This window comes from Actinomadura luzonensis (assembly GCF_022664455.2).
Lineage (GTDB): Bacteria > Actinomycetota > Actinomycetes > Streptosporangiales > Streptosporangiaceae > Nonomuraea > Nonomuraea luzonensis.
The window spans coordinates 1,717,998-1,738,510 of record NZ_JAKRKC020000002.1; the positions used below are offsets into that span (position 1 = coordinate 1,717,998).

The window sequence follows — 20,513 nt, forward strand, 5'->3', positions numbered from 1 at the left end:
CCGGCCCGCCCCCTTTAGGGTGCGGGGTGTGACTGGCGACATCCGCGCGTTGCTGGCCCGCCACCTCCCCGGCTACCAGGTCCGCACGATCGTCCCGCTCGGCCAGGGGCTCGACCACACCGTGTCCGAGGTCAACGGCGAGCTGCTGATCAGGCTGCCCAAGGCGGCCGACCCCGAGGCCGTCCGCCAGGAGGCGGCCCGCCTCGCGGCGGTCGCCGAGCTGTCCCCGCTGCCGGTGCCCGAGGTCGTCTTCGCCGACGCCGAGGCGGGCGTCCTCGCCTGCCGCAAGCTCCCCGGCCGGCCGCTCAACGAGCACCCGCCGCCCGACCCGGCCCGCCTGGCCGGGCCGCTCGGCCGCTTCCTCGGCGCCCTGCACGCCGCCGACCCCGGCCGCATGCGTGACCTCGCCCCGCTCGACCTCTACCCGGCCCCGGCCCTGCTGCAGGACGCCGAGCTCGACTACCGCGACGTCGAGGCGCACGTCCCCGTGGACCAGCGGGCCCTGGTCGAGCGCTTCCTCGCCGAGCCGCCGCCCGGCGAGCCCCGCTCGCTGCGCTTCTGCCACAACGACCTCGGCGCCGAGCACATCCTGGTCGACGCCGCCACCGGCACGGTGACCGGCGTCATCGACTGGAGCGACGCCGCCGTCACCGACCCGGCCCACGACTTCGCCCGCCTCTACCGCGACCTCGGGCCCGGGTTCTTCGAGCTGACGGCCGCGCACTACCCCTTCCCCCTCACCGGCGACGACCGCGCCCGCATCCGCTTCCACGCCCGCTGCGCGCTCATCGAGGACCTCGCCTACGGCCTCAGCACCGGCCCCCGGCACTACGCCGACGCCGCGCTCGCCCACCTCGCCCGGACGTTCTCATGAGGTCCATCTGGGTCGGCGAGCGCGTCCGGCTGCGCGCCAGGGAGCCGGCGGACTGGGAGGTCTTCCACGCCTTCGACGAGGACTCCGAGGCGGTGCGCGACGGCTGGCGCCTCCAGCCGCCGCGCTCGGCGGCCCGCGCCCAGAAGGCCGCCGAGGAGGCCGCGGGGGAGGAGCCGGACCTCGACCGGTTCGACCTGGTGATCGCCGAGCTGGGGAGCGGCGCCCCGGTCGGCGCGATCAACACCCACCAGATCGACCGCGACCACGGCACCTTCGCCTACGGCCTCAGCGTCGGCCGGCCCCACCGGCGCAACGGCTACGCCTCCGAGGCCGTCGTGCTCGTGCTGCGGTACATGTTCTTCGAGCGCCGCTTCCAGAAGGCCGAGGCGTGGGTGTACGGCTCCAACGAGCCCTCGCTGGCCCTGCACCGGCGGATGGGCTTCGTCGAGGAGGGCCGCCGCCGCAGGAGCCACTACCACGCCGGCCGCTACGACGACGAGGTGCTGTTCGGCATGACGATCGAGGAGTTCACCGAGCGCTACGCCTGACCGGCCCGCTCCCGCAGGCGGCGGGCGGCCGCGACGACGTTGGCGAGGGCCGCCTCCACCTGCTCGTACGTCCGCGTCTTCAGCCCGCAGTCCGGGTTCACCCAGACCCGCTCGGCGGGCAGCGCGGCCAGCGTCCGCCGCAGCAGCTCCTCGACCTCCGCCGCGGGCGGCACGCGCGGCGAGTGGATGTCGTAGACGCCCGGCCCGAGCCCGCGCCCGAACTCCCGCACCGCGCCCAGAATGCGCGCCCCCGACCGGGCCGACTCGATCGTGGTCACGTCGGCGTCCAGCCCGTCGATCGCGGCGAGGATCTGGTCGGCGTCCGAATAGCACAGGTGCGTGTGGATCTGCGTGCGGTCGGCGACGCCCGAGGTGGCCCGCCGGTACGCCGCGACCGCCCACTCCAGGTACTCCTCCTGCGCCGCCCGCCGCAGCGGCAGCAGCTCGCGCAGCGCCGGCTCGTCCACCTGGATGATCGACGTCCCGGCCGCCTCCAGGTCGGCCACCTCCTCCCTGATGGCCTCCGCGACCTGGAACACCACGTCGCGCAGCGGCAGGTCGTCCCGGCGGAACGACCAGGCCACGATCGTCACGGGGCCGGTCAGCATGCCCTTGACCGGCTGCTCCGTCAGCGACTGCGCGTACCGGGCCCAGCGCACCGTGATCGGCGCCGGCCGGCGCACGTCGCCGTGCAGGATCGGCGGGCGGGTGCAGCGGGAGCCGTACGACTGGACCCAGCCGTTCCTGGTGACGGCGAAGCCGTCGAGGTGCTCGGCGAAGTACTGCACCATGTCGTTGCGCTCGGGCTCGCCGTGCACCAGGACGTCCAGGCCGAGCCGCTCCTGCAGCCGGATCACCCGCTCGATCTCGGCCTCGACGCGGCGCTCGTACTCCCCGGCGCTCAGCGTGCCCGCGGTGACGGCGGCGCGGGCCGCGCGCAGCTCGCCGGTCTGCGGGAACGAGCCGATCGTGGTGGTGGGCAGCGGCGGCAGCCCGAGGTGCGCGGCCTGCGCCGCGGCCCGCACCGGGTACGGCGCGCGGCCTCCGCCGGCACCGGCCCCGGCAGCGCCACGGACGGCCCGGCGGGGACGGCCGCGCCGTCGCGCGGCATCCCGGCCAGGGCCACCACCTCGGCCACCTTCTGCTCGGCGAAGGCCAGCCGGGCCCGCAGCGCCGGGTCCAGGTCCGGCTCGGCCGCCACGTCGTAGGGGACGTGCAGCAGCGAGCACGACGTGCTCACCGTGACCCGGTCGGCGCGGATCGCGGCCAGCGCCGCGAGGGCCGGCTCCGGCGCGGTCCGCCACACGTCGCGCCCGGACACCACGCCCGCGACCACGGTCCTGCCGGTCAGGTCCAGGGCGGGGACGCCGCCGCGCACCAGGTCCAGGCCGATGGCCTCCACCGGCGTGGCGGCCAGCGCGGGCAGCGCCTCGCCGAGGTCGCCGAAGTACGAGGCGACGAACAACCCCGGCCGGGCGGGCAGCGCGCCGAGCCGGTCGTAGGCGGCGCGCACCGCGGCCAGCTCCTCCGGCGTGCGGTCGGCGACCAGCGCGGGCTCGTCGAGCTGCACCCAGGCCACGCCCTCGGCGGCCAGCTCGGCGAGCAGCTCCGCGTAGCAGCCGAGCACGTCCTCCAGCCGGTCCAGCGCCCCCGCCAGCAGCAGGAACGTCACCGGTCCCACGAGCACCGGGCGGGTCTCGTACCCGAGGGCCCGCGCCTCGCGCACCTCGCCGAGCGGCTTGGCGGCGTCCAGCTTGAACACGGTGTCCGGGCCGATCTCGGGGACGATGTAGTGGTAGTTGGTGTCGAACCACTTCGTCATCCGCAGCGGAGCCAGGCCGTCGGTGCCGCGGGCCATCGCGAAGTAGGGGTCGGCGGCCCCCCGGTAGCGCTCCGGCACCGCGCCCAGGAGCACCGCCGTGTCGAGCACGTGGTCGTAGAGCGAGAACGTGTTCGACGGCAGCCCCTCCAGCCCCAGCCCGGCCAGCCGCCGCCAGGTCGCGGCCCGCAGCTCCGCCCCCGTCCGCTCCAGCTCGGCCCGCGTCGAGCGCCCGTCCCAGTACGCCTCCAGGGCCCGCTTCAGCTCCCTGTCCGGCCCGATCCGCGGATATCCCAGCACGGTGGACGTCGGAAACATCTCTTCTTCCTCTCAACAGGTGTGCGGTCGCCTGCGATCGTGCCGATCTTCCGCCGGGTCGTGCACCATGTATTGGTGCTGCTTATGCTCAGAGAGATCCACTGCTTCACCCGGGTCGCCGCCCGGCTGAGCTTCTCGGCCGCCGCCGCCGACCTGGGCATGTCGCAGCCGGCGATGAGCCAGGCCATCACCCGGCTCGAACGCGCCGCCGGCGTCCGGCTCTTCGAGCGCACCGCCCGCGAGGTGCGGCTCACCGCCGCCGGCAAGGCGCTGCTGCCCTATGCCGAGCAGGTGCTGGAGTCGGCCGCCGCGTTCACCGCCGAAGCCGCCCGGCTCGCCCGGCCGACCATTCACCTGGCTTATCCACCGCTCGTCGGCACGCTCGCCGCCCGCGTCGTGCGCCGCCTGGCCGGGCGCAGCCCGTCGATCGGCGTGGAGCTGCGCGCCGCCGGCCGCGCCGCGGCGGCGCAGGCGCTCGCGGCGGGCGAGGTCTCGGCCGCCATCCTCGCCACCCCGGCCCCGGCCGCGTTCGTCACGGCCGCCCGCTTCCACGTGACCGTGGACCACCTGGCCGTCCCGGCCGGCCACCGCCTGGCCGCCCGCCCCCGGCTCACCCCGGACGACCTGGCCGGCCACCTCCTGCTCACCCCGTCCGCCCGCCCGTGGGCGGGCCTGCCCGGCCGCTCGCGCCTGGTCCCCGACGACGACTTCGGCGCCGCGCTCGACCTGGTGGCGGCCGGCGCGGGCCTGCTGCCCATCCCGCAGCTCCTGGTCCGCGCGGTGCGCCGCGACGATGTGCGCTTCGTGCCGCTGGAGGCGGGGGAGCTGCGGATCACCTACGCGCTGGCCTGGTCACGCGACCGGGTCACACCCGAGCTCATGGCCCTGGTGCAGGCCGTCCAGGACGCCCTGTGGACCCGCTGATCACGCCACGGTGATGCCGCGGGCGGCGAGGATGGCGTTGGCCTGGGCCTGGTTGATGACCGCGCCCGCGAACGCGCGCAGCCGGGCGTCGTCGGGCTGCCCGAGGTCGGCGCCCCGCAGGTCGGCCTTCGTGAACGTGGCGCCGAGCAGGCGGGCGCCGAGGAGCCGGCAGTCGTTCAGGGTGGCCTCGGTGAAGTCGCAGCCCGACAGGTCGGCGTCGTCGAAGCGCACGCCCTCGACCAGCGCGCCGCGCAGCGAGCAGCCGCCCAGGTTGGCCAGGGTGAGGTTGGAGCGGGTGAGCGTGAAGCCGGTGCCGCGCGAGGCGGTGAGCGAGGCGCCGATCATGCGGCAGCCGGTGAACGCGGCGTCGGTCAGCAGCGCCCCGGCGAACTGGGCCGAGGACAGGTCGACGTCGGTGAAGGAGGCGTCGATGAGGTCGGCGTCGTTGAAGCGGGTGCGCATGCCGCCTCCGCCCGTGAAGACCGCGCCGTCGAGGTCGGCCCTGCGGAAGTCGGTGCCGTCGAGGACGCAGGACTCGAACCTGGCCCCGCCGAGCGCGGCCCCCCACAGGTCGGCCTCCGTCAGGTCGCAGCCCCGGAACAGGTGCTGCTCGCCGGGCGGCAGCCGGTCGCCCAGCGCCTTGTGGGAAAGGTCCTCGCCGTCGAAGTCCACGGCCGGAAGCCTACCGGCCGCCGGTCCCGAGCCGCCGCGCCGCGGGGGGCAGGGCCGGTCGGTGGTCCGGAGCCGTCGCGCCGCAGAAGTCAGAGCCGGCCGGTCAGCGCCTCCGCCGCCGCCTGCCCGCAGACGCGGGCCGAGCCGTAGGTGGCGACGTGCACCGCGCCGAGGTCGGAGCGGGCGGGCAGGCCCATCTCGACGACGACCGCGTCCGGCCGGGCGCTCAGCAGGTGCCGCAGCGCCTCGCCCTGCCAGGCGTAGCGGTGCGCGTCGCGGACCACGACCACCAGCGCGCGCCCGGCGGCCGCCGCGATCAGCCGCTCCAGGGCCGCGCCGGTCGCCTCCCCGGCGGCCAGGCGGGCGACCGTGGTGCCGGGCAGCAGCCGCGACAGCGGCTCGCCGACGCCCCAGGGCGTGTTCCTGTCGATGGCCAGGTTCATCTCGGGAGCCAGCTCCACGACGGCGGCGGGCCCGGACAACGGCAGCACCGGCGCGGTGGAGCGGCGGGTGACGCGCACGGCGCGGCGGGCCGCGGCCAGGCCGAGCCGGCCGTCGCCCGCCGCCGGGCTGCCCGAGGAGGCGGCCCAGGAGGCCAGCTCGCGGACCCGGCGAGCGGCGTCGGCCAGCCGTTCCTCGGGCAGCAGTCCGTCGGCCACGGCGGCGGCGATCGCGTCCCTGATCCCGGCGGCGGTCGCCTCGTCGGCGCGCTCGCCGCCCACGCAGATCGCGTCCGCGCCGGCGGCTATGGCGCGGGCGGAGGCGCCCCCGATCCCGTACGCCCCCGACACCGCCGCCATCTCGATGCCGTCCGTGATGATCATGCCGTCGAAGCCCAGCTCCTCGCGGAGCAGCCCGGTGAGGACCTTGGGGCTGAGCGTGGCGGGCAGTTCCTCGTCGTACGACGGCACGAGCAGGTGCCCGGTCATGACCGCCTTGACGCCCTCCTTGATCGCCTCGCGGAAGGGCAGCAGGGCGTCCTCGATGCCCTCGCCGGCGACCACGGGCACGCCGTGGTGGGAGTCGACGGAGGTGTCGCCGTGCCCGGGGAAGTGCTTGGCGCAGGCCGCGACGCCGGCCGCCTGGAGGCCGCGGACGAAGGCCCGGGTGTGCCGGGCGACCAGCGCCGGGTCCGCGCCGAAGGCTCGCAGCCCGATGACCGGGTTGTCCGGGTTGGAGTTGACGTCGGCGGAGGGGGCGAAGTCGATCGTGATGCCGGCGCGGGCCAGGTCGGCGCCGAGGTCGCAGGCGACGGCCTCGGTCAGGGCGACGTCGTCCACGACGCCGAGGGCGTAACCGCCGGGGCGGCTGCTGCCCGCCGCGACCTCCAGCCGGGTGACCTCGCCGGACTCCTCGTCGGTGCCGACGAGTACGGCGGGGTTCTCGGCGCGCAGCGCGGCGGTCAGCCGGGCGACCTGCGCCGGGTCGGCGATGTTGCGCGAGAACAGCACCACGCCCGCCAGCCCCTCGCCCAGCCTGCGGCGGAGCCAGTCGGGAGGCGTGTGCCCGGCGAACCCCGGGAAGAGGACGGCGTCGGCAAGGCGAAGCAGGTCACCGCTCTGTGGCATGACCCGAAATCTAATAGGAAAGTTTCCTATTTGCTAGAGGCATTTTCTGACGTCAGTGCGATCCCCTCAGTGCGGAAGGCGTTCGATGACGGTGACGTTCGCCTGGCCGCCCCCTTCGCACATCGTCTGCAGGCCGTACCGGCCGCCGGTCCGCTCCAGCTCGTGCAGCAGCTTGACGGCCAGCACCGCGCCGGTCGCGCCGAGCGGGTGGCCGAGCGCGATCGCGCCGCCGTTGGGGTTGACCCGGGCCGGGTCGGCGCCGCTCTCCTTGATCCAGGCCAGCACGACCGACGCGAACGCCTCGTTGACCTCGATCGCGTCGAAGTCGTCGATGGACATGCCGGTCCTGCCGAGCGCGTGCGCGGTGGCCGGGATGGGCGCGGTGAGCATGGTGATCGGGTCGTCGCCGCGGGCCGACAGGTGGTGGACGCGGGCGCGCGGGGTCAGACCGTGGTCGCGTACCGCGCGGGGGGAGGCGACGAGCAGGGCGGCGGCGCCGTCGGAGATCTGCGAGGCGAGCGCGGCCGTGAGCCGGCCGCCCTCGGTGAGGGGCCTCAGCGCGGCCATCCGCTCGGCGGAGGTGTCGCGGCGGGGGCCCTCGTCGGTGTCGACGCCGGCGCAGGGGACGATCTCGCGCCGGAAATATCCGGCGTCGATGGCGTGCAGGGCCCGCCGGTGCGACTCCAGGGCGTAGCGCTCCATCTCCTCCCGTGACAGGCCCCACCGCTCGGCGATGCGCTCCGCGCCGGCGAACTGGGAGACCTCCTGGGTGCCGTACCGCTCGGCCCAGCCGGCGGAGCCGGTGAACGGGTCGGCGTGCCCGAGCGGCCGGCCGGCGAGCATGGCCGCGCTGATCGGGACCATGCTCATGCTCTGCACGCCGCCCGCCACCACCAGGTCGCTGGTGCCGGACAGCACGGCCTGGGCGGCGAAGTGCAGGGCCTGCTGGGAGGAGCCGCACTGGCGGTCCACCGTGACGCCGGGCACCTCCTCGGGCAGCCCGGCGGCCAGCCAGCAGGTCCGGGCCACGTCGCCGGCCTGCGGCCCGACGGTGTCCACGCAGCCGAGGATCACGTCCTCGACGGCGGAGGGGTCGACGTCCGCGCGGTCCATCAGCTCCCGGAGCACGTGGGCGCCGAGGTCGGCGGGATGGGTGCGGGCCAGGCCGCCGTTCCTGCGCCCGACCGGCGCGCGGACGGCCCCGACGAGGTACGCCTCACTCATCCCGGTATCCTAACAAGCGCTTGGTCTAGTGCGGAATGCCCCATGAGCTGCGCTCGTCAGGTGAACAAGCGATTGTGCGAAGCCTCATAATGGTGACGTGACCACGCGAAAGAACTCCGGCACCGCCACCCCGGCGAAGCGCCAGCGGGCCGCCTCCTCCGGGCCGGCGTCCGAGCGCCGCGACCATCTCGTCAAGCTCGCCGCGGAGCTCTTCGCGCGCAAGGGCTTCCAGGCCACGACCGTACGCGAGATCGCCGACGAGGCGGGCATCCTCTCCGGAAGTCTCTACCACCACTTCGACTCCAAGGAGACGATCGTCGACGAGGTGCTGTCCACCTTCCTCGACGACCTCATCGCCCGCTACCGCGCCGCCGTCGACACCAGCGCCGACCCGCGCACGGTGCTGTCGGAGATGGTCCGCATCGGCTTCGGCACCCTGGAGCCGCACCGGGCGGCCATCACCGTCATGCAGAACGACTGGAACTACCTGCGCCAGTTCGAGCGCTTCAACTACCTGGTCAAGGCCGAGGACGAGGTCGAGCAGATCTGGGTCACCCAGATCAAGGCCGGCCAGGCCGCCGGGCAGTTCCGCGCCGACGTCGACCCCAAGCTGACCTACCGCATGATCCGCGACACCATCTGGGTCGCGGTCCGCTGGTTCCGCCCGGGCGGCAGGCTCAACACCAACGGCCTGGCCGAGCACTACATCACGGTGTTGTTCGACGGTCTCGCCACCGGCGAGCGGACGACGCAGCCCGAGGGATGAGCCTCGGCAAAGCCGTCCGGCTGGCCCTCCAGGAGGTGGCCGAGCCGGACAAGGCGGAGGCGATGCGGGCGTACATGAAGTCCGCCATGCCGTTCCTCGGCGTCCAGGCGGTGCCGCGGCGGGCCGCGCTCCGGCGGGTCTTCGCCGAGCACCGGCTCGGCAGCGCGCCCGAGTGGCGGCGGGCCGTGCTCGCGCTGTGGCGCGAGGCGGAGTACCGCGAGGAGCGCTACGCCGCCGTCGACCTGTCGGGGCACCACTTCTACCGGCGCTTCCAGACCCTCTACACGCTCCCCATGTACGAGGAGATGATCGTCACCGGCGCCTGGTGGGACCTCGTGGACGAGCTGGCCACCCACCGGGTCGGCGGCCTGCTCGCCGCCTACCCCGACTCGATGCGCCCCCTCATGCTGGAGTGGGCCCACGACCGCGACCTCTGGAAGCGCCGCACCGCGATCCTCTGCCAGAACCGCTTCAAGGCCCGCACCGACACCGCCCTGCTGTACGCCTGCATCGAGCCCAGCCTGTCCGACAACGACTTCTTCGCCCGCAAGGCCATCGGCTGGGCGTTACGCGAGTACGCCAAGACCAACCCGGCCGAGGTGCTCCGCTACGTCCGGGCCAAGGGCATCTCCGGCCTCAGCCGCCGGGAGGCGCTGAAGAACCTCCCAGACGCGTGAGCGTGCGCTCCGCCTCCGCCATCACCCGCTCCACCAGCTCCCGGCAGGACGGCAGGTCGTCGAGCAGCGCCACGACCTGCCCCGACGCCATCACCCCGAGGTCCGCCCGCCCCTCCACCATGGCCGCGCGCAGCAGCACCGGCGTGTTGGCCGCCTGCAGCACCTGAGCCCAGGTCAGCTCCCGGCCGCGGCGCATGCGGCGGCCCTCACGCAGCATCGCCGCCCACGACAGCCCCGACAGCCGCTTGAAGCGGGCCCCGTTCAGCACCGCGCGGGCCAGCCGGGCACGTTCGAGCCCGGCCACGAACGGCGTGGCCAGCACCCGGTGTGGCACCCCGTCCACCTTGGTGGTGACCACGGTCTCGCGGGCGGCCAGGTAGGTGTTCTTCACCTCGCCGGGCACGGGCGAGTCGGCGGTGAGCAGGAAGCGGGTGCCCATGGCGATCCCGCAGGCCCCGTACGCCAGGGCGGCCACCAGGCCGCGCCCGTCGAAGAAGCCGCCCGCCGCGATCACCGGGATGTCCACGGCGTCCACGACCTGGGGCAGCAGCAGGGTGGTGGCGAGCGGGCCGGTGTGTCCGCCGCCCTCGCCGCCCTGCACGATGACCGCGTCCACGCCCCACGCGGCCACCTTCTCGGCGTGCCGCCGCGCCCCCACGGACGGGATCGTCACCACGCCGGCGTCCTTCAGCCGGGCGATGAGGTCCCGGCGGGGCGCCTGCGCGAAGGAGGCCACCCGCACGCCCTCGCGCACCAGCACCTCGATCCGCTCGGCGGCGTCGTCGGCGTCGGAGCGCAGGTTGACGCCGAAGGGCTGGTCGGTGCGCTCCTTGACGCGGCGGACGGCCGCGGTCATCTCCGCGACCGACAGCGTGGCCGCGCCGATGACGCCGAGCGCGCCGGCCGACGAGGCCGCGGCCGCCAGCCGGGCGCCCGCGACGTAGCCCATGCCGGTCTGCACGATCGGATGGCGGCAGCCCACCAGGTCGGTGAGCGCGGTCCTCACGCCGCCACCTCGCGCTCGCGGGCCCGGCCGGGGTCGAGCCGGTCGAGGACGCGCAGCTCCCCGGCGGTCGGCTCGCGGGTCACCGGCACCTCGCCGGGGACGGCCAGCTCGAAGCCGGTCGCCGCCACCACGTCCGCCACGCTCACCCCCGGGTGCACGGAGACCAGCCGCATCGTCCCGTCCGGGCCGGCGAAGTCGAGGACGGCCAGGTTCGTCACCACGCGGCGCAGCTCGGCGGCGCCCCGGTCGGTGCCGAGCCCGCTCACCAGGTCCACCTGCGGCACGAACACGCGCGGGCCGTGCCGGGGGATCCAGTAGCTCGTCGGGTCGCACCGGGTGTTGCCCGGCGCGCCGCGCACGCCGAGGAGCTGCGCCTTCGGCCGGGCCCAGTCGCCGATGCAGGAGATGTTGGTGTTGCCGTGCCGGTCGATCTGGCTCGCGCCGAGCATGACGTGCCGCCGCCCGTTCAGCACCAGCCACAGGTGGTCGCGGAACGGCAGCCACCCCTCCACCACCTCCGGCGGCCGCCCCAGCGGGGGCACGTCGCCGGTGAGCAGGCAGCCGCCGTCGTGCGTGAGCAGGTCCGGCTCGAACGTCAGCCGCGCCAGCCGGGCCGCCAGCACCGTGACGGCGCCGCCGATGCCGGCCGCCAGGATCTCGCCGTCGCCGCGGAAGGCCTCCGCGCACGCCACCACGCAGACGTCAGCCCTGGTGCTCATCGCTCCCCGTCTCCGCGTAACGCCGCTGCCGCTCCTCGTCGCGCCCGTAGTCGGGCTCGCACGAGGTGAACCCGGCCCCGCCGGGCGCCTCCACCACGCCGGCCACCATGGACCGGCTGATCAGCAACGACTGCACCGGCCCCTCCTTCAGCAGGTCGGCGGTGTCCACCAGGCGCTCGCAGGAGACGTAGCAGCGGGCCGCCGCCTTGGCGTACAGGTCGTCGAGGTACGGGTCGGGCCCGAGGTACTGGGCGTTGCCCCGGGCGTCGGCGCGGTTGAGGTGCACCAGCGCCACGTCCATGGTGAGCGCGGGCACCGCGACCAGCTCCTCCCCGTCCCCGTACGGCGAGCGCACCGTGCGCAGCTCCGGGTTGACCCGCAGCACGTCCGAGCCCATCCCGGCGCGGGTCGGCAGGAACGGCAGCCGGTGCGCCGCCGCCAGCAGGCCGAACATGAACATGCCCTCGTCGTACTCGGTGAACGCGATCTGCCCGGCCTGCCTGGCCCGGCGGAAGTTCGGCTCCAGGGGGATCGTGTCGAGCGTCACGAACGGGGCGACGACCCGGCGCACCTTCCCGGCCGCGCAGAGCAGGCCGACGTCCGGTCCGCCGTAGGAGATCACGGTCAGGTCGCGGACGGAGGTGCCGAGGACCGCCCGCACCAGGGCCATCGGCTTGCGCCGCGACCCCCAGCCGCCGATCCCGACGGTCATCCCGCTCTCCAGGGTCGCCGCCACCTGCTCGGCGGTCATCACCTTGCCCGCCGGCCCGCCCGTCACCGGAAGCGCTCCCGGTGCCGGTCGCCCGCGCCCATGAGGGTGAGCTCGAAGGTGAAGCCCTGCTCGAAGCGGTAGCTGCGGTGGACGTCCACCGGGTCGATGCCGTTCAGCGACTCCTTGGCGCGGCGGATCACGTACGGGTCCTTGGCCGCGATCTGCCCGGCCACCTCCAGCGCGGCCTCGCGCAGCTTGTCGCGCGGCACGACCTCCAGCACCGAGCCGAACGCGCGCAGCTCGGCCGCCGTGACGTTCCTGCACGTGTAGACCATGGCCCGCACGAGATGTTGAGGCACCAGGCGCGCCAGGTGGGTGGCCGCGCCGAGCGCGCCCCGGTCCACCTCGGGCAGGCCGAAGTAGGCGTCCTCGGCGGCCACCACGACGTCGGCGTTGCCGGCCAGGCCGACGCCGCCGCCCAGGCAGTGCCCGTGCACGGCGGCGATCACCGGCACCGGGCAGTCGTAGACGGCGGCGAAGGCGGCGTGGCAGGCCCGGTTGACGGCGACCAGCCGCTCGTGACCGGCGGCGTCGCGCAGCTCCTTGATGTCCACCCCGGCGTTGAAGCCGCGGCCTTCGGCCCGCAGCACGGCCACCCGGGTCTCCGGGTCGTCCCCGGCCGCCCGCAGGGCCGCCGCCAGCTCCTCCCAGGCCCGCACGCTCAGCGCGTTCACCGGGGGGACGTCCATGACGACCTCGGCGACCGGCCCGGCCCGCAGCGTGATCCCCATCCCGCCGCCCCACCTCCTGGTTGCACCTAACGCTTGCTTGGTCCCGCTTGGTACGGTAGCACCCGTGACCGTCACTTACGACTACACGGGCAGGTCCGTCCTGGTGACCGGCGGCACCAAAGGCATCGGGCTGGGCGTCGCGCGGGCCTTCGCCCGGGCGGGCGCCGACGTCACGGTCTGCGCCCGGCACGCGCCCGAGCGGGCGGAGTTCCGGTTCGTGCCCGCCGACGTGCGGGCGGCGGCGGACGTCGAACGGCTGATGGCCGGGTTCGGGCGGCTCGACGTCGTGGTCAACAACGCGGGCGGGTCGCCGTACGCGCCGCTGGAGGGCACCTCGCCGCGCCTGCACGCCCGGGTGATCGAGCTGAACCTGACGGCGCCGCTCCTCGTCGCCCAGTACGCCCGGCCGCTGCTGGCCGCCTCGCGCGGGGCCGTGGTGATGATCGGCAGCGCGAGCGGCGTCCGGCCCTCGCCCGGCACCTCCGCCTACGGCGCGGCCAAGGCGGGGCTGCACCACCTGGCCCGCTGCCTGGCCGCCGAGTGGGCGCCGGAGGTGCGGGTCAACACGGTCGTCGTCGGCCTCGCCGCCACGGAGGCCGCCGCCCCCCACTACGGCCCGCCAGGACAGGGGGACGGCCCGCTGGGGGCGGCGATCCCGGCCGGCCGCCTGGCCAGGCCCGAGGACGTCGCGGAGGCGTGCCTGTGGCTGGCCGCGCCCGGCTACGTGACGGGCGCGGAGGTCCGGGTGGACGGCGGCGGCGAGATCCCCCTCTGGCGCGACCTCGCCGCGAAGGGCTGAGCGACCGCGGACCGGGTCAGCGCATGGCGGAACGGGCCGTGGGGCGAAGACGCATCCGCTGCGGCGCGCCCGTCAGCCGGTTCTCCACCAGCGGCAGATCCACGGCGGCGAGGCCGGCCCCCGCCCCCGCTTCCGGGAAGCGGGCGAACCAGACGAACACGTTCTCCCCGCTCCGCACCGGCAGCCGCGGGAAGGTGTTCTCGGCGTGCTCGGTGACGAACCGCGCGACCGGCCGAGCCCCAGCCTCCGCCAGCGCCGGCGCGACCACCTCGGCGAAGAACGCGGGAAAGCCGTCCCCCACGGGGTAGACCGTGGCGACGTACTCCGCGGCCGGGAGCGCGCTCGCTCCCACCCCCGGCCGGTCCGCCGCCGGGGGCTCGGTGAGCGCCCGCAGCAGCAGCACGTCGTCGGAGTCCACCAGCGTGGCGTTGGCCGCCTCCCGGTGGGCCAGCCACACCGGCCCCGTGTAGAACGCCTCCAGCGCGGCCCGCCGCGCCTCCATGTCGGGGAAGCTCCGCAGCCAGGTGAAGGTGTCGGGCGCGTCCGGGTCGCGGAAGGTGCCGGAGACGCGCATGCCCGCCGCCTCCTGCGCCTCGACGAACTCCCGCTCGAACAGCGTGATCAGCTCGTCGCGCCGCCCGGGCAGCAGGGTGTACCGCCGTAGTTCGTGGATCGTCATGCGGCGGACGGTAGGGCGAGGTCACTGACACCCCATGTCAGTGTCTTCCCCGAACAATATTCTGAATACTATGAGCTACCTAATTACAACTCTCAGTTATAAGCTCGCCAAGGTAGGCGGAGGCGGAGGGGCGCCTGGGGCCCGTGGTGCCCGCTGTCTCCGGGGGTTCTCCTCGACGGAGAAGGAGCACAGATGATCCGAAGAGTGTGCGCCGCCGCGGCAACGGCGACAGCGGTCGCGGCCGGCGCACTTCTCGCTGTCCCCGCACACGCCGACGTCGTGCCCGACGGCTGGGTCTGGTCCGACAACGGCAGCAGCAACACCGACTCGGAGCAGTCCGGGAACAACTTCGGCGACGTCACCTCGCACAACCACGGCGAGGACACCTCGACGAACGTCAACAACGTCAACGGCATCGCCACCACCGCCACCACCGGCGGCATCGCGGTGACCTACATCTTCGACTGACTCACCGAAAGGACCTCGACATGGTGAACAAGCTCCGGGTGGCCGGCGTGGTCGCGGCGGCCGCGGCCGGCGCCCTCCTGCTGTCGGCTCCCGCCCAGGCCGACACCAACGCCGGCAACACCAGCTCCAACAGCGACGCCTCGCAGTCGGGCAACAACTTCGGCAACGTGGGCAACGTCAACGTCGCCGGCGTCAACGCCACCAGCGTCAACAACGTCAACGGCAACGCCGTGACGACGACCGACGGCAGCGACGCCTACATCGACGACGTGGTCGACTAGCCCGCGAGGGGCGTGAGCCCGCGCGCGTGAGCCAGGCCAGCCGAAATGGCCTGGCTCACGCCGTACTAGCATCGCACGGTGACTACCTGCGCTTATGCCACTTTCGACGACGGCCCGCAACACGACGACGAGCTCGCCCTGGTCCTCGCGGCCTGGCGGGCGGCCGGCATCGAGGGCCGCGCCGAGCGCTGGGACGACCCGGCCGCCGACTGGAGCGCCTACGACGCGGTCGTGGTCCGCTCGGTCTGGGACTACGTGCCCCGGCGCGCGGAGTTCCTGGCCTGGGCGCGCCGCGTGGAACGCTCCGCCCGGCTGCTCAACCCGCTCGCCGTGATCGAGGCCAACACCGACAAGACCTACCTGCGCGACCTGCCCTCGGTGCCCACGCACTGGTCGTCGCGGGGCCTGCCCGACTGGCCGGAGTACGTCGTCAAGCCCGCGATCTCGGCGGGCGCCCGCGACACCGCCCGCACCCGCGACCGCGACGAGGCCGCCGCCCTGGCCGCCGCGCTGGAGGCCGGCGGGCGCACGCCGATGGTGCAGCCGTACCTCGACATGGTGGAGACCGAGGGCGAGACCTCGCTGCTGTACTTCAACCGCCGCTTCAGCCACGCCGTCCGCCGCACGCCGATGCTGTCGGCGGCCGCCACGTCCGCCGACCTCGCCCGCGCCGAGACCCGCACGCCCGCCGCCGACCAGGTCGAGCTGGCCGAGCGGGTGCTCGACACCGTCGCGGGGCCGCTGCTGTACGCCCGGGTCGACCTGGTGCGGCTGCCCGACGGCAGCCCGGCGGTCATCGAGCTGGAGCTGACCGAGCCCTACCTCTACCTGCGGCACGACCCGGGAGCCCCCGCGGCGTTCACCAAGGCCCTGGCCGAGCTGCTCTAGTCAGCAGGAGATCCCGCCGTCCACCGGGATCACCGTGCCCGTCAGGTACGCCCCCGCCCGCGAGGCCAGGAAGATCGCCGTGCCCGCCATGTCGTCGGGCCGGCCGATGCGCCCGAGCGGCACGCCGGTCTCGATGCTCTCCCGCGTGGCGGGGTCGTCGAGCGCGAAGGCCATCATCTTCGACTCGAACGGCCCCGGCGCGATGGCGTTGACCGTGATGTGCTCCTTGGCCAGGTGCCGGGCCAGGTGGCGGGTGAGCATGTGGACGGCGGACTTGGTGGAGGAGTAGGCGTAGGTCGGCAACGCCGGCACCCGGAGGCCGTCGATCGAGCCCACGTTGATCACCCGGGCCGGGTCCTCGGGCCCGGCGGCCTGCCTGAGCTGCGGCAGGAACCGCTGGGTCAGCGCGAAGACGCCCTTGACGTTGATGTTCCAGAGCTTGTCGAAGGCGGACTCGGGATACTCCTCCAGAGGCGCGCCCCAGGTCGCCCCCGCGTTGTTGACCAGCACGTGCAGCGGCCCGTCCACGGCCGCGGCCAGCGCCTCGCGGCCCTCCTCCGTGGACAGGTCGGCCGGCACGGCCGTGCAGCCCAGCTCGGCGGCGGTCTTGCCGACCTCGGCCGCCTTGCGCGCCGATATGCAGACGTTCGCGCCCGCCGCGACGAACCCCTCCGCGATCATGCGGCCGATGCCCCGCGAGCCGCCCGTGACGACGACCGTCTTGCCTTCCACCGAGAACAGAGTCATGTTCCGGAGCATGCCATACCGGCCGGTCGGTTCACACCCCGGGCAGGCCGCCGTTGCGGAACAGGTCCACGAACCGCTGATGGTCCCCGCGGGCCTGCGCCCCGTACCGATGGGCGAACTCCACCAGCATCGCCGCGAACCCCGCCCGGTCGCCGCCGATCACCCCCACGATCGCCTCCTCCGTCGAGAAGTCGACCAGGTCGTGGCTGGACTCGTCGTCGGCCACGGAATGCATGCGCGCCACCGCCCGGCCGAGGTCGCGCATGATCGAGCGCAGCTCGCCCGGCTCGTTGACCTCGTCCCAGTTCAGGTCCGCCGAGTACGGCGAGACCTCGGCGACGAGCTGCCCCGTCCCGTTGAGCGTCGTGTACCCCAGCCACGGGTCGGCGTAGGCCTGCAGCGCCCGCTGCGACTCGGCCGTGCGGTGCCCCTGGTGCAGGAAGTAGGAGGCCACCTTCTCGTCGGTGACGTAGCGCGCCACGGCCGGCGCCGCCGCCTGCTTCATGTAGAGGATGACGTCGTTCTCCAGGGCCTGCGAGCGGCCCTCCAGCAGCAGGTTGTACGACGGCAGCCCCGCCGACCCGATGCCGACGCCCTTGCGCAGCGCCACGTCCTTGACCACGTGCTCGACCGGGCTGCCCGGCTGGGGCAGCGTCGCCAGGTAGCCGGCGAACGCCGCCAGCACCGCCTCCCTGGTCGGGCCGTCCACCGGCTCGCGCCCCTCCATGAGCGCGAAGCGCCGGTCGTAGTCGTCGATCACCGTCTCCACGTCGAGCAGCGCCACCCGCGTGCTGAGCCGGGCGGTCTGGAGCACCCGGTGCAGCACGCCGGAGGTGGTGTCCAGGGTGAGCGAGCCGATCGCGTCGTCCCCGCCGGCCGCGATCGCGCCCAGCTCCTCCAGGTACGCCCCCGCGAAGTCGGACACCAGCCCGCCGATCGCGTCGTCCGACAGCGCCTTGGCGTAGCCGAGCAGCGCCACGCTGGCCGCGAAGCGCTTGAGGTCCCACACGTACGGGCCGACGTAGGCCTCGTCGAAGTCGTTGACGTTGAACACGAGCTGGCCGGAGGCGTTCATGTAGGTGCCGAAGTTCTCGGCGTGCAGGTCGCCGTGGATCCAGACGCGGCCGGTCGGGCCGTCGAGGTAGGCGTCGTCGGCGTACGGGCCGGTCACGTCGGCGTAGAACAGGCACGCGCTGCCCCGGTAGAAGGCGAAGGGGGAGGCCGCCATCTTGCGGAACTTGCGGCGGAAGGCGGCCGGGTCGCGTTTGATCGATTCGCCGAACTCGGTCATGAGGACGTCGAGCAGGAAGGTGGTGCGTGTGCCCATGCAACGCACGGTAGATCGGGAATCCCCGTCCGCCTACCCCGAGATTCCCCTGACAGGGCCAGGTCAGGGATGCTGCGACGACACCGAGACCACTTCGCCCGTCATGTACGAGGAGTAGTCGCTCGCCAGGAAGACGATGACGTTGGCCACCTCCCACGGCTCCGCCGACCGCCCGAACGCCTCCCTGGCCGTCAGCTCCGCCAGCACCTCCTCGCTGGTCACCCTGGCGAGGAACGGGTGCACCGCGAGCGACGGAGCCACGGCGTTGACCCGCACTCCGTGCCCGGCCGCCTCCAGCGCGACGCACCTGGTCAGCGCCATCACCCCGGCCTTGGCGGCGGCGTAGTGGGCCTGCCCGCGCTGCGCCCGCCAGCCCACCACGGAGGCGTTGTTCACGATGACGCCCGAGCCCTGGCCGTACATGTGCCGCAGCGCGGCCCTGGTGCAGCGCATGGTGCCGGTGAGGGTGACGTCGAGCACCGCGTGCCACTGCTCGTCGGTCATCTCCGCCAGCTCCGCCGTCCCGCCGAGGCCGGCGTTGTTGACCACCACGTCGAGCCGGCCGTGCGCCTCGACGACCGCGTCGAACAGCGCGAGCACCTGCGGCTCGGACGTCACGTCGCACGGCACGGCGAGCGGCTTGACGCCGGTCAGCTCGCTCAGCGCCTCGGCGGCCTCGGCCAGGCGGCGCTCGTGCCGGTCGGAGAGGACGATCGTGGCGCCCTCCTCGGCGCAGCGGCGGGCCGTCGCGTAGCCGATGCCCGCGCCGGCGGCCGCCGTCACCAGCGTCACCTTGCCGTCGAGCAGGCCGTGGGCCCTGGGGGGCGCGGGTGGCATCGGCTCTCCCTTCACCGGGGAAGTCCCAGCGTGCGCTCGGCGATGATGTTCCGCTGGATCTCGCTGGAACCGGCATAGATGGTGTCGGCCCGGCTGAACAGGTACAGCCGTTGCAGCTCGTTCAGCTCGCCCACCAGGCCCGCCCGGCCCTGGACGGCCTGCGCCAGCTCGCCCAGCCGCCGGTGCCACTCCGACCAGTACAGCTTGGCGATCGACGCCTCGGGCCCCGGGGCGGGCCCCAGCATCCGCAGCGCGTTGAGCCGCATGACCTCCAGCTCCAGCCAGGCCCGCACCAGGCGGTCGCGCAGCACCGGATCGCCGGCCGCGCCGGTCCGCTTCGCGGTGGCGACGACCTTGGCCAGCTCGCGCCGGAAGCCGATCTGCTGGCCGAGGGTGGAGGCGCCGCGCTCGTGGCCGAGGGTGGCCATGGCGACCTGCCAGCCGTCGCCGGGCGCGCCCAGCACGTTGCCCGCCGCGGTGCGCGCGCCGTCGAAGAACACCTCGTTGAACTCGGAGGTGCCGGTGAGCTGGGTGATCGGCCGTACCGTGACGCCAGGCCCGCGCATCGGCACCAGCAGGTACGACAGCCCGCGATGCCGCTGCGACCCCGGCTCGGTGCGGCACAGGACGAAGCACCAGTCGGCCACGTGCGCCAGCGAGGTCCACACCTTCTGCCCGGTGACCACCCAGTCACCGTCCTCCAGGTGCGCCCTGGTGCGGACGGCGGCGAGGTCGGAGCCGGCCTCGGGCTCGGAGTAGCCCTGGCACCACAGCTCCTCGCCGCGCCGGATCGGCGGCAGGAAGCGCTCCTTCTGCTCCTCCGTGCCGAACTCCAGGATCGTGGGGCCGACCAGGGTCTCGCCGATGTGGCCGACCCGGGCGGGGGCGTCGGCGCGGGCGTACTCCTCGTGGAAGGCGACCTGGTCGGCGAGGCCGGCGCCGCGTCCGCCGTAGCGCTCGGGCCAGCCGAGGCAGGTCCAGCCGTGCGCGCCGAGGTGGCGCTCCCAGGCCAGGCGCAGCTCGTGGCCCTCGTGCTCGCGGCCGGGGCCGCCGAGGCCGCGGGCGGCGGCGAACTCGCCGCCGAGCGCCCGCTCCAGCCAGGCCCGCGCGCGCTCGCGGAATCCGGGGGTCTCCCCAGGGATCAACGGAAGCCGCCGTAGCCGCCCTGGAAGAACACCAGCGGGCCGCCGTCGGCGTGCGTGTCGAGCTGGAGCACCCGGGCCACGACGATGACGTGGTCGCCCGCCGGGTGCTCGGCCTCGACCGAGCAGTCGAGCCAGGCCAGCGCGCCCTCCAGCACCGGGTTGCCGCCGGGGGAGCCGGTCCACTCCAGGCCGGCGAACTTGTCGCCGCCCCTGGTCGCCATCTGCGCGCACACCGCCTGCTGGTGCTCGGCCAGGACGTTCACGGTGAGGACCGCGGAGTTGCGCACCCGGGGCCAGCTCGTGCTGGTGTGCGCCACGCAGAAGGCGACCAGCGGCGGGTCGAGCGAGACGGAGGTGAAGGAGTTGGCCGCCAGGCCGCAGGGGCGCCCGTCCTGCGGGTCGAGCGCGGTGATGGCCACCACGCCGGTCGCGAAGCGGCCGAGGACCTGGCGGAAGCGGCGGCTGTCGAGGTGGCCGTTCGCGCTCTGGTGGGTCGGGCCCGTCGGCATGGTGGCTCCGTTGCGAGTCCTGCGCTGATGGGGCGTCGGAAGGCCGCGGCAGCTTTCCGGCGCGACGAGCCGGGCAGCGTGTGTGCTCATGGGGGTCCGCCTCCTAGTCCACCGGCTGCGCCTAGCATACCAAGCGCTTGCTTGGACGGTAAGGGGAAGCCGGAAAAGGTGTCAAGTCGCTCGACCGGACCCGCGGTGACCCGCGTTGACATGGG

General features: G+C 74.2%; 24 protein-coding genes. 9 read left to right on the plus strand and 15 right to left on the minus strand.

All coding sequences use genetic code 11. The features are described 5' to 3' along the window. Positions 1 to 28 precede the first annotated feature (28 nt). Together MF672_RS38270 and MF672_RS38275 are read left to right on the plus strand one after the other, a co-directional pair. Positions 29 to 874 (plus strand): phosphotransferase family protein, encoded by an 846-nt coding sequence (locus MF672_RS38270; protein ID WP_242379991.1) that lies wholly within the window; start codon positions 29 to 31, stop codon positions 872 to 874. Further along, entirely contained in the window at positions 871 to 1,422 is a 552-nt protein-coding gene (locus MF672_RS38275) for a GNAT family N-acetyltransferase (protein ID WP_242379989.1), read from the plus strand. Before MF672_RS38270 ends, MF672_RS38275 begins: the two co-directional genes overlap by 4 nt. Here MF672_RS38275 and metE read toward each other — a convergent pair. Together metE and MF672_RS51895 are read right to left on the minus strand one after the other, a co-directional pair. Then, a complete protein-coding gene (gene metE / locus MF672_RS51890) occupies positions 1,413 to 2,414 on the minus strand; it encodes a 5-methyltetrahydropteroyltriglutamate--homocysteine S-methyltransferase (protein ID WP_308210654.1) in 1,002 nt (333 codons plus the stop codon). The two genes, MF672_RS38275 and metE, sit on opposite strands and share 10 nt — an antisense overlap. Next, positions 2,324 to 3,559: a hypothetical protein gene (locus MF672_RS51895; RefSeq protein ID WP_308210611.1), complete on the minus strand. Its 1,236-nt coding sequence runs from the start codon at positions 3,557 to 3,559 to the stop codon at positions 2,324 to 2,326. The genes metE and MF672_RS51895 overlap by 91 nt, the downstream gene beginning before the upstream one ends. Positions 3,560 to 3,643: 84 nt before the next feature. Between MF672_RS51895 and MF672_RS38285 the strand changes: the two genes are divergently transcribed. Next, complete coding sequence (locus tag MF672_RS38285) at positions 3,644 to 4,483, plus strand: LysR family transcriptional regulator (RefSeq protein WP_242380007.1); 840 nt, start codon at positions 3,644 to 3,646, stop codon at positions 4,481 to 4,483. Here MF672_RS38285 and MF672_RS38290 read toward each other — a convergent pair whose 3' ends face one another. From MF672_RS38290 to MF672_RS38300, 3 genes are all read right to left on the minus strand, one after another. Next, positions 4,484 to 5,155 (minus strand): pentapeptide repeat-containing protein, encoded by a 672-nt coding sequence (locus MF672_RS38290; protein WP_242379984.1) that lies wholly within the window; start codon positions 5,153 to 5,155, stop codon positions 4,484 to 4,486. 89 nt (positions 5,156 to 5,244) lie between these two features. Further along, complete coding sequence (locus tag MF672_RS38295; RefSeq protein ID WP_242379982.1) at positions 5,245 to 6,723, minus strand: glycoside hydrolase family 3 protein; 1,479 nt, start codon at positions 6,721 to 6,723, stop codon at positions 5,245 to 5,247. 66 nt (positions 6,724 to 6,789) lie between these two features. Beyond that, positions 6,790 to 7,947, minus strand: a complete 1,158-nt coding sequence (locus MF672_RS38300; protein ID WP_242379980.1) for an acetyl-CoA C-acetyltransferase — start codon at positions 7,945 to 7,947, stop codon at positions 6,790 to 6,792. 97 nt (positions 7,948 to 8,044) lie between these two features. Here MF672_RS38300 and MF672_RS38305 point away from each other — a divergent pair, with 97 nt between their 5' ends. Next, positions 8,045 to 8,713 (plus strand): TetR/AcrR family transcriptional regulator, encoded by a 669-nt coding sequence (locus MF672_RS38305; RefSeq protein WP_242379978.1) that lies wholly within the window; start codon positions 8,045 to 8,047, stop codon positions 8,711 to 8,713. Beyond that, positions 8,710 to 9,390, plus strand: coding sequence for a DNA alkylation repair protein (locus tag MF672_RS38310; RefSeq protein WP_242379976.1), 681 nt, complete (start codon positions 8,710 to 8,712; stop codon positions 9,388 to 9,390). The genes MF672_RS38305 and MF672_RS38310 overlap by 4 nt, the downstream gene beginning before the upstream one ends. Here the strand turns inward: MF672_RS38310 and MF672_RS38315 are convergent. Genes MF672_RS38315 through MF672_RS38330 form a run of 4 tightly spaced genes read right to left on the minus strand, consistent with a single transcriptional unit; the run spans position 9,350 to position 12,618 of the window. Next, on the minus strand, positions 9,350 to 10,396 hold the full coding sequence (locus MF672_RS38315; protein ID WP_242379974.1) for an NAD(P)H-dependent flavin oxidoreductase: 1,047 nt from the start codon (positions 10,394 to 10,396) through the stop codon (positions 9,350 to 9,352). The genes MF672_RS38310 and MF672_RS38315 overlap by 41 nt on opposite strands. Next, positions 10,393 to 11,115 carry a CoA-transferase subunit beta gene (locus tag MF672_RS38320; protein ID WP_242379971.1) on the minus strand — a complete coding sequence of 241 codons (723 nt, stop codon included), beginning with the start codon at positions 11,113 to 11,115 and terminating at the stop codon, positions 10,393 to 10,395. Before MF672_RS38320 ends, MF672_RS38315 begins: the two co-directional genes overlap by 4 nt. Continuing rightward, positions 11,099 to 11,866 carry a CoA transferase subunit A gene (locus tag MF672_RS38325; protein ID WP_242380005.1) on the minus strand — a complete coding sequence of 256 codons (768 nt, stop codon included), beginning with the start codon at positions 11,864 to 11,866 and terminating at the stop codon, positions 11,099 to 11,101. The genes MF672_RS38320 and MF672_RS38325 overlap by 17 nt, the downstream gene beginning before the upstream one ends. A 23-nt stretch (positions 11,867 to 11,889) precedes the next feature. Beyond that, positions 11,890 to 12,618 carry an enoyl-CoA hydratase family protein gene (locus MF672_RS38330; protein WP_242379969.1) on the minus strand — a complete coding sequence of 243 codons (729 nt, stop codon included), beginning with the start codon at positions 12,616 to 12,618 and terminating at the stop codon, positions 11,890 to 11,892. Positions 12,619 to 12,682: 64 nt separating this feature from the next. On the opposite strand from MF672_RS38330, the gene MF672_RS38335 reads away from it, so the two are divergent. Beyond that, positions 12,683 to 13,417: an SDR family oxidoreductase gene (locus MF672_RS38335; RefSeq protein ID WP_242379967.1), complete on the plus strand. Its 735-nt coding sequence runs from the start codon at positions 12,683 to 12,685 to the stop codon at positions 13,415 to 13,417. Between the two features lie 16 nt (positions 13,418 to 13,433). Here the strand turns inward: MF672_RS38335 and MF672_RS38340 are convergent, their stop codons facing one another. Beyond that, on the minus strand, positions 13,434 to 14,096 hold the full coding sequence (locus tag MF672_RS38340) for an NIPSNAP family protein (protein WP_242379965.1): 663 nt from the start codon (positions 14,094 to 14,096) through the stop codon (positions 13,434 to 13,436). 192 nt (positions 14,097 to 14,288) lie between these two features. Between MF672_RS38340 and MF672_RS38345 the strand changes: the two genes are divergently transcribed. The 3 genes from MF672_RS38345 (at position 14,289) to MF672_RS38355 (ending at position 15,733) form a co-directional block, all read left to right on the plus strand. Beyond that, complete coding sequence (locus MF672_RS38345) at positions 14,289 to 14,564, plus strand: hypothetical protein (RefSeq protein WP_242379963.1); 276 nt, start codon at positions 14,289 to 14,291, stop codon at positions 14,562 to 14,564. A gap of 20 nt (positions 14,565 to 14,584) precedes the next feature. Further along, complete coding sequence (locus tag MF672_RS38350) at positions 14,585 to 14,845, plus strand: hypothetical protein (protein WP_242379961.1); 261 nt, start codon at positions 14,585 to 14,587, stop codon at positions 14,843 to 14,845. Positions 14,846 to 14,923: 78 nt separating this feature from the next. Then, positions 14,924 to 15,733 (plus strand): ATP-grasp domain-containing protein, encoded by an 810-nt coding sequence (locus MF672_RS38355; protein ID WP_242379959.1) that lies wholly within the window; start codon positions 14,924 to 14,926, stop codon positions 15,731 to 15,733. Here the strand turns inward: MF672_RS38355 and MF672_RS38360 are convergent, their stop codons facing one another. From MF672_RS38360 to MF672_RS38380, 5 genes are all read right to left on the minus strand, one after another. Beyond that, positions 15,734 to 16,480 carry an SDR family oxidoreductase gene (locus MF672_RS38360; protein WP_242379957.1) on the minus strand — a complete coding sequence of 249 codons (747 nt, stop codon included), beginning with the start codon at positions 16,478 to 16,480 and terminating at the stop codon, positions 15,734 to 15,736. Between the two features lie 31 nt (positions 16,481 to 16,511). Then, the gene (locus MF672_RS38365) at positions 16,512 to 17,807 is read right to left on the minus strand and encodes a DUF2252 domain-containing protein (protein ID WP_242379954.1); all 1,296 of its coding nucleotides are present in this window, start codon (positions 17,805 to 17,807) and stop codon (positions 16,512 to 16,514) included. Positions 17,808 to 17,870: 63 nt separating this feature from the next. After that, positions 17,871 to 18,644, minus strand: a complete 774-nt coding sequence (locus tag MF672_RS38370) for an SDR family oxidoreductase (RefSeq protein ID WP_242379952.1) — start codon at positions 18,642 to 18,644, stop codon at positions 17,871 to 17,873. Positions 18,645 to 18,655: 11 nt separating this feature from the next. Beyond that, a complete protein-coding gene (locus tag MF672_RS38375) occupies positions 18,656 to 19,789 on the minus strand; it encodes an acyl-CoA dehydrogenase family protein (RefSeq protein ID WP_242379950.1) in 1,134 nt (377 codons plus the stop codon). Beyond that, on the minus strand, positions 19,786 to 20,298 hold the full coding sequence (locus MF672_RS38380; RefSeq protein ID WP_242379948.1) for a flavin reductase family protein: 513 nt from the start codon (positions 20,296 to 20,298) through the stop codon (positions 19,786 to 19,788). Before MF672_RS38380 ends, MF672_RS38375 begins: the two co-directional genes overlap by 4 nt. Between the last annotated feature and the right edge of the window lie 215 nt (positions 20,299 to 20,513).

Coding starts and splice junctions, on each gene's coding strand:
- MF672_RS38275 (WP_242379989.1), top strand. CDS start 871: ATGAGGTCCATCTGGGTCGGCGAGCGCGTCCGGCTGCGCGCCAGGGAG.
- MF672_RS51895 (WP_308210611.1), bottom strand. CDS start 3,559: ATGTTTCCGACGTCCACCGTGCTGGGATATCCGCGGATCGGGCCGGAC.
- MF672_RS38285 (WP_242380007.1), top strand. CDS start 3,644: ATGCTCAGAGAGATCCACTGCTTCACCCGGGTCGCCGCCCGGCTGAGC.
- MF672_RS38295 (WP_242379982.1), bottom strand. CDS start 6,723: ATGCCACAGAGCGGTGACCTGCTTCGCCTTGCCGACGCCGTCCTCTTC.
- MF672_RS38300 (WP_242379980.1), bottom strand. CDS start 7,947: ATGAGTGAGGCGTACCTCGTCGGGGCCGTCCGCGCGCCGGTCGGGCGC.
- MF672_RS38310 (WP_242379976.1), top strand. CDS start 8,710: ATGAGCCTCGGCAAAGCCGTCCGGCTGGCCCTCCAGGAGGTGGCCGAG.
- MF672_RS38320 (WP_242379971.1), bottom strand. CDS start 11,115: ATGAGCACCAGGGCTGACGTCTGCGTGGTGGCGTGCGCGGAGGCCTTC.
- MF672_RS38325 (WP_242380005.1), bottom strand. CDS start 11,866: ATGACCGCCGAGCAGGTGGCGGCGACCCTGGAGAGCGGGATGACCGTC.
- MF672_RS38330 (WP_242379969.1), bottom strand. CDS start 12,618: ATGGGGATCACGCTGCGGGCCGGGCCGGTCGCCGAGGTCGTCATGGAC.
- MF672_RS38340 (WP_242379965.1), bottom strand. CDS start 14,096: ATGACGATCCACGAACTACGGCGGTACACCCTGCTGCCCGGGCGGCGC.
- MF672_RS38345 (WP_242379963.1), top strand. CDS start 14,289: ATGATCCGAAGAGTGTGCGCCGCCGCGGCAACGGCGACAGCGGTCGCG.
- MF672_RS38350 (WP_242379961.1), top strand. CDS start 14,585: ATGGTGAACAAGCTCCGGGTGGCCGGCGTGGTCGCGGCGGCCGCGGCC.
- MF672_RS38360 (WP_242379957.1), bottom strand. CDS start 16,480: ATGACTCTGTTCTCGGTGGAAGGCAAGACGGTCGTCGTCACGGGCGGC.
- MF672_RS38365 (WP_242379954.1), bottom strand. CDS start 17,807: ATGGGCACACGCACCACCTTCCTGCTCGACGTCCTCATGACCGAGTTC.
- MF672_RS38370 (WP_242379952.1), bottom strand. CDS start 18,644: ATGCCACCCGCGCCCCCCAGGGCCCACGGCCTGCTCGACGGCAAGGTG.
- MF672_RS38380 (WP_242379948.1), bottom strand. CDS start 20,298: ATGCCGACGGGCCCGACCCACCAGAGCGCGAACGGCCACCTCGACAGC.